The sequence below is a fragment of the Halorubrum sp. Atlit-26R genome (assembly GCF_003666015.1).
GTDB lineage: Archaea > Halobacteriota > Halobacteria > Halobacteriales > Haloferacaceae > Halorubrum.
Map to the genome: position 1 here is coordinate 1 of NZ_QPLT01000406.1, position 507 is coordinate 507.

Consider the following 507-nt stretch of genomic DNA (forward strand, 5'->3'; position numbering starts at 1 on the left):
TACGTGATGACGCAGGGCGGCCCGAAGGACACCTCCGATACGCTCGTCTACTATCTCTACCGGAGCGCCTTCTCCCAACAGCAGTTCGGCTACGGCGCGGCGATGGGGTACGTGCTGGTCGCCATCCTCATCGTCATCGCAATCGTGAACTTCAAAGTAATCGGTGATTCAAATGACTGAAACGACATCGCAGGACTCGATACGAGCACGGCTCGACGGCGACACGGTTCGGAACGTGTTGCTCCACGCGTTCCTCTACGGCCTCGCCGTTCTCATGGCGGTCCCGTACCTGTACACGCTCTCTCGGTCCTTCCAGCCGACCGAGCTGTTGCGCGACCCGCGACCGTACTGGATACCGCCGCTCGCGGGCGAGCCGATAACGCTCGAACACTACCAGTACCTCCTGAACAACACGCTCGTCGTCGAGTGGACCATCAACACGTTCATCATCGCCGCCGGAGCGACGCTGCTCATCGTCGTCATCGACTCGATGATCGCCTTTTCGCT

General features: G+C 60.2%; 2 pseudogenes. Both read left to right on the forward strand.

The features are described 5' to 3' along the window. A pseudogene (locus DVK07_RS21185) lies at positions 1 to 180 on the forward strand (sugar ABC transporter permease); the annotation flags it as partial. Continuing rightward, positions 173 to 507, forward strand: a pseudogene (locus DVK07_RS21190) (carbohydrate ABC transporter permease); the annotation flags it as partial. The pseudogenes DVK07_RS21185 and DVK07_RS21190, both read left to right, overlap by 8 nt.